General features: G+C 71.4%; 5 protein-coding genes. All 5 read right to left on the bottom strand.

Annotated elements, in window-relative coordinates:
* Positions 1-679: 679 nt before the first annotated feature.
* Positions 680-1,942 (bottom strand): tyrosine--tRNA ligase, encoded by a 1,263-nt coding sequence (gene tyrS / locus J2X26_RS13990; protein WP_307493156.1) that lies wholly within the window; start codon positions 1,940-1,942, stop codon positions 680-682.
* A gap of 76 nt (positions 1,943-2,018) precedes the next feature.
* Positions 2,019-2,720 carry a DNA-3-methyladenine glycosylase gene (locus tag J2X26_RS13985; protein ID WP_307493154.1) on the bottom strand — a complete coding sequence of 234 codons (702 nt, stop codon included), beginning with the start codon at positions 2,718-2,720 and terminating at the stop codon, positions 2,019-2,021.
* A 49-nt stretch (positions 2,721-2,769) separates the two neighbouring features.
* Complete coding sequence (locus J2X26_RS13980) at positions 2,770-3,336, bottom strand: uridine kinase (protein WP_307493152.1); 567 nt, start codon at positions 3,334-3,336, stop codon at positions 2,770-2,772.
* Positions 3,333-4,787: an argininosuccinate lyase gene (argH, locus tag J2X26_RS13975; RefSeq protein WP_307493150.1), complete on the bottom strand. Its 1,455-nt coding sequence runs from the start codon at positions 4,785-4,787 to the stop codon at positions 3,333-3,335. Before argH ends, J2X26_RS13980 begins: the two co-directional genes overlap by 4 nt.
* Entirely contained in the window at positions 4,780-6,021 is a 1,242-nt protein-coding gene (locus J2X26_RS13970) for an argininosuccinate synthase (protein ID WP_307493147.1), read from the bottom strand. Before J2X26_RS13970 ends, argH begins: the two co-directional genes overlap by 8 nt.
* Positions 6,022-6,051: the final 30 nt, after the last annotated feature.

Below are 6,051 nucleotides of genomic sequence, written 5' to 3'. Positions count from 1 at the left end.
CGTCCTGAGCCAGAATCAAACTCTCCGTAAATGTCTACATGGCACCCCACCACCAAAGCAGCAGGGCAACCGACACACGAAATGGTCCCGATAAGGACCGTTCAGATTCGGCTGAATTTTGGCCCCGCCACCCCACGGAGGTGGAAACGACGGAACCTATCTCAACCAAGACCCACCACCCCCAAACACCCCCACCCGAACGGGCCGAAGCATCATCAGATAGCGAGCCATATGGCATCGACTATTTGGCACACTGTTGAGTTCTCAAGGAACAGACGCGCATCTCCTCGAGATCTTTCGATCTCATCCGAGAGGCTTTGTCGTTCTGAATCCTACCTGGCTTTCGGACCGCTTCCCGCCACCTGTTCGGGCAGCATCTGCGGGCCGTGAGCCCGTCCCCGTCCGGCTTCAGGGCGCACGAAGCGCCGGGAAGCACGAGCGGGGGTGGCCACCCTAGGGACCAGCCACCGTGGTTCGATCCGCGGTGTCCGTTCCTCCCTCTCGGGCGACATCGAGAACATTACGCGCGTGTTGCGGCAGGTGGCAAATCCCGTCGCGGTGACCCCGGTCACCAGACCCGCTGGTGGAGGTGTCTGCGCAGGTCAGCAGGCAGAAACGACGACGGCGGGCCCTCGTCGCCACTGCTGGGGACGAGGACCCGCCGTCGAGCGATGCGTGCTCAGACCTGCGCGTCGACCACCGCGAGGGTCCGCTTGCCCCGGCGGAGGACCGCCCAGCGGCCGTGCAGGAGGTCCTCGGTGGTGAGCACCGCGTCCTCGGTCGCGACCCGGACGTTGTTCACCGACGCGCCACCCTCGGCGATCGCTCGTCGCGCCGCGCCCTTGCTCGCCACCACGCCCGTCGCCGCCAGGAGGTCGGCGATCACGTCGCCGGCGGCGCCCCGTGCGGACGGGAGCTCAGCCACCGCGGCGGCCAGCGTCGCGGCGTCGAGGTCGGCCAAGGAGCCCCGGCCGAACAGCGCCTGGCTGGCTGCCACGACCTGGTCGGCGGCTGCGGCTCCGTGCACGAGCGACGTCACCTCGTACGCGAGGGCCCGTTGTGCCTCCCGGGCTGCCGGGCGGTCCGCGACGGCCGCCTCGAGCTCCTCGATCTGCTCGCGGGAGCGGAAGGTGAACACCTTGAGGTAGCCCACCACGTCGGCGTCGTCGGCGTTGAGCCAGAACTGGAAGAAGGCGTACGGGGTGGTCAGCTCGGGGTCGAGCCAGACCGTCCCGGTCTCCGTCTTGCCGAACTTGGAGCCGTCCGCCTTGGTGATCAACGGTGTCGTCAGCGCGTGCACGGCGACGCCCTCGGCCTTGCGGATCAGCTCGACGCCCGAGAGCAGGTTGCCCCACTGGTCGCTGCCGCCGGTCTGCAGGCTGATCCCGTGCCGGCGGTGCAGCTCGAGGTAGTCCATGCCCTGCAGGATCTGGTAGCTGAACTCGGTGAAGCTGATGCCGGCGTCGCTGTTCAGGCGTCGGGCCACGGTGTCCTTGGCGAGCATGGTGCCCAGCCGGTAGTGCTTCCCGATGTCGCGCAGGAAGTCGATGGCCGACAGCGGCGCGGTCCAGTCCAGGTTGTTGACCATGGTCGCGGCGTGCGGGCCGTCGAACCGGAGCAGCGGCTCGATCTGCTTGCGGATGCGCTCCACCCAGACCGAGACGAGGTCGCGGTCGTTGAGGGTGCGCTCCCCCGCCATCTTCGGGTCGCCGATCAGACCCGTCGCGCCACCGACGAGCCCGAACGGCACGTGGCCGGCGTCCTGCAGGCGGCGGACGGTGAGGATCTGGACCAGGTTGCCGATGTGCAGGCTGGGCGCGGTGGGGTCGAACCCGCAGTAGAGGGAGACGGGCCCGGCGGAGAGCGCGTCGCGGAGGGCGTCGAGATCGGTGGTCTGGGCGATCAGCCCGCGCCACTCGAGCTCGTCGAGGATGTGGTTCACAGGGTCTCCAGGCAGTAGGCCGGTGCAGTTCCGGCAGAGATGGGGAGCGAGCGCGTCCGGCCGGCGTCGTCGTCCCTCACGGGACGTCTACCGACGCCGGCGCGCGATACGCCGGGCGGTACGCGGAGACGGTGCGCTCGTCGGTCAGCCAGTAGCGCCACGGGAACCGGGTGCCCTCGCCGCCGGACCCGGACACCCCGACGCGTGGACCGGTCTTGTGGGTCGGCTGGGCCAGCACCTGGTGGCGGTGCAGCACGATGTCGCCGCCCGCCTCCGTGATGTCGGCGCCGTTGGCGCGCATGTCGAGCCCGAGCGCGACGGCCAGCCGCGCAGGGCCGCGGGCGAGCTGGCGCTCGGAGTCGACGACGCCGACGGCCTCGCGCCGCTCCCGGGCGAGGTCCACGCCGTCGACGATCTCTCCGGCGCGCAGCAGCACGGCCGACGGGCTGCCGGTGGGCTCCGTGACGATGTTGAGGCAGTGGTGCAGACCGAGGTGGCGGTAGACGTACAGGCGTCCGGGCTCCGCGAACATCACCGCGTTGCGGGCGGTGCGGCCTCGGAAGGCGTGCGAGCCCGGGTCGTCGGCGCCGCCGTAGGCCTCGACCTCGGTGATCCGCAGCGTGACGTCACCCTCCGTCGACCGGGCGGTCAGGTAGGCACCCAGGAGGTCGCGGGCCACGGCGTGCACCTCGCGGCTGAACCAGACCCGCGCCGGGACGACCACGGGCACGCGCCTGCCAGCGGCGTCCGGGCTCTCGAGCGGTTCCGACGGGCTCACCCGACCATCTTGCCGCACGACCCGGCACCGGCGATCCGTGATTCCGGAGTCAGGACGCCGTCGGGTCGGTGAGGAGCCCGCCGAACGCGTCGAGCCGGACGTCCGCCCGCTCACGCGTGCGTTCTCGGGCGAAGTGGGCGGCCTCGTCGGCCATCCAGGTCAGCCAGTGCTCGCGGGCGTCGACGCCGTCGCGCGCGAGACCGCGCTCGAGTCGCAGGTCGTCGGGTGCCTCGACCCACACGCGCAGCACGGCGACGGGGTCGACCGCGCGGCGAGCCGACCCGCACCCTTCCACGACGAGCAGGTCCGGGACGGGGACGTCGACCCAGTCCGCGAACGCTCCCGCCGACCAGTCGTAGCGCTGGTAGCGGCCGGGCACCCCGCGGCGGAGCGGCTCCAGGACCTGGGCGTCGAGGCGCGGCCACAGCGAGCCCTCGAGGCCCGACCACCCCTCGTAGAGGTCGTCGAGGTGCACGACCGTCGCTCCTCGGGCACCCAGAGAGTCCGCGAGGGTCGTCTTGCCGGAACCCGCCGGGCCGTCGATCGCGATCAGTCGCACCCCACCCAGCCGCGGTGGCGCGGAGTACGCGCGCGCGGCGAGGTCGTCGGCGATCACGACGCCCAGGTACGCAGCTCCGCCGCGCGGGACCGGGCACGCTCGAGCTGCTCGGCGACACGCACCGGTGCCGTCCCGCCGAACGCCGACCGTGACGCCAGCGACCCCTCGACCGTCAGCACCGTGCGCACCTCCGGGGTCAGGTGGGGCGAGATGGCGACCAGCTCGTCGTCGGTGAGGTCCCACAGCTCGATGGCCGGCTCGTGCTCCTCGCACGCGCGGACGCAGGCGCCCGCGACCTCGTGCGCGACCCGGAACGGCACGCCGCCCCGGACCAGCCACTCGGCGATGTCCGTCGCGAGCGAGAACCCCTGCGGCGCGAGCGCCGCGAGCCGGTCGGTGTCGAACTCGAGCGTCTCGACCATGCCGGAGAACGCCGGCAGCAGGACCGAGAGCTGGTCCACCTGGTCGAACACCGGCTCCTTGTCCTCCTGCAGGTCGCGGTTGTACGCCAGCGGGAGGCCCTTGAGCGTGGTGAGCAGGCCGGTCAGGTCGCCGACGAGACGCCCCGCCTTGCCGCGCGCCAGCTCGGCGACGTCGGGATTCTTCTTCTGCGGCATGATGCTCGACCCCGTGGAGTAGGCGTCGTGCAGCTTGACGAAGCCGAACTCCTTGGTCGCCCAGAGGATGACCTCCTCGGCGAGCCGGGAGATGTCGACGGCGAGCATGGCCGCGACAAACGCGAACTCGGCGACGACGTCGCGCGACGCGGTGCCGTCGATCGAGTTCTCGACCGGGCCGTCGAAGCCGAGCTCTGCGGCGACGGCCGCGGGGTCCAGGCCGAGGGACGAGCCCGCGAGGGCGCCCGAGCCGTACGGCGAGCGGGCCGCGCGCGCGTCCCAGTCGACCCAGCGCTCGACGTCGCGCAGCAGAGGCCACGCGTGCGCCAGCAGGTGGTGCGCGAGCAGGACGGGCTGCGCGTGCTGCAGGTGGGTGCGGCCTGGCATCGGCGCCTCGCCCGCGCGGTCGGCCTGGGCCACCAGAGCGTCGACGACGTCGAGCACGAGGCGGGCGAGACCGCGCGACTCCTCGCGCAGGTACATCCGCACGAGGGTCGCGATCTGGTCGTTGCGCGAACGGCCGGCGCGGAGCTTGCCGCCGAGGTCCGCACCCGCACGGTCGATCAGCCCGCGCTCGAGGGCGGTGTGCACGTCCTCGTCCTCGAGCACCGGGAGGAAGTCGCCGCTCGCGACGTCGGCCCGCAGGCGCTCCAGCGCGTCGACCATCCCGGTCAGCTCGTCGTCCGTGAGCAGGCCGGCGCCGTGCAGGACGCGGGCGTGCGCGACCGAGCCGGAGATGTCGTGTCCGGCGAGCCGCCAGTCGAAGTGCGTCGACTGCGACAGCGCCTGGAGCGCCTCGGAGGGGCCGCCGGCGAACCGGCCGCCCCACAGCGAGACGTTCCCGGCCGGCTGGACCGTGCCGCCCGACGTCGTGGTGACGTCCTCAGGCACCCGTGATCCCGCCCTGCGAGCCGAGGTCGACCCCGTTGCCGAAGCGCACGTCGCGCGCCGCGGCCAGCTTGGAGGACAGGCCGTAGATCTCGATGAAGCCCTTGGCGGCCGACTGGTCGAACGAGTCGCCCGTGTCGTACGTCGCGAGGTTGAAGTCGTACAGGCTCGCGTCCGAGCGGCGGCCCGTGACGGTCGCGCGGCCGCCGTGCAGGACGATCCGGACGTCGCCGGAGACGTAGCGCTGGGTGTCGTCGACGAACACGTCGAGCGACTTCTTCAGCGGCGAGAACCACTGGCCGTCGTAGACCAGCTCGGTCCAGCGCTGCTCGACGCCCCGCTTGAACCGGGCCTGCTCGCGCTCGACGGTCACGTTCTCGAGCTCCTGGTGGGCCGCGATGAGCGCGATCGCACCGGGGGCCTCGTAGACCTCGCGGGACTTGATGCCGACCAGGCGGTCCTCGACGATGTCGATCCGGCCGATGCCCTGGGCACCGGCGCGGCGGTTCATCTCCTGGATCGCCTGCAGCGGCGTGACCGGGATGCCGTCGAGCGCGACCGGGACGCCGGCCTCGAACGTGATGACGACCTCGTCGGCGACCGGCGGGAACGTCGGGTCGTCCGTGTAGGTGTAGACGTCCTTGGTGGGGCCGTTCCAGATGTCCTCGAGGAAGCCGGTCTCGACCGCGCGGCCCCACACGTTCTGGTCGATGGAGAACGGGTTGTGCTTCGTCGTCTCGATGGGCAGCGCGTTGCGCGTCGCGAACTCGATGGCCTTGTCGCGGGTCAGCGCGAGGTCGCGGACCGGTGCCAGGCACGTGAGGTCGGGCGCGAGCGACGTGATGCCGACCTCGAAGCGGACCTGGTCGTTGCCCTTGCCTGTGCAGCCGTGCGCGACGGTCGTCGCGCCGAACTGACGGGCCGCGCGGACCAGGTGCTTGACGATGACCGGGCGCGACAGGGCCGAGACCAGCGGGTAGCGGTCGAGGTACAGCGCGTTCGCCTTGAGGGCCGGCATGCAGTACTCGTTGGCGAACTCGTCACGGGCGTCGGCGACGTACGCCTCCACGGCGCCGCAGTCCAGGGCGCGCTGGCGGATCACGTTGAGGTCCTCGCCGCCCTGACCGACGTCGACCGCCACGGCGATCACCTCGGCGCCGGTGGCCTCCGCGATCCAGCCGATGCCCACGGAGGTGTCCAGGCCGCCGGAGTAGGCGAGGACGACGCGCTCAGTCATTGTTCTTCTCTCTTCGGGGGTTCTGTTCGG

This window comes from Cellulomonas humilata (assembly GCF_030814415.1).
Taxonomy (GTDB): Bacteria; Actinomycetota; Actinomycetes; order Actinomycetales; family Cellulomonadaceae; genus Cellulomonas; species Cellulomonas humilata_A.
Note: the sequence above shows the minus strand (reverse complement) of the source record. Positions and strands in the feature narration are given on the sequence as shown.

Bases quoted from the DNA above. Each gene is read 5' to 3' on its own strand.
- J2X26_RS13970 (WP_307493147.1), bottom strand. From the start codon at position 6,021: ATGACTGAGCGCGTCGTCCTCGCCTACTCCGGCGGCCTGGACACCTCC.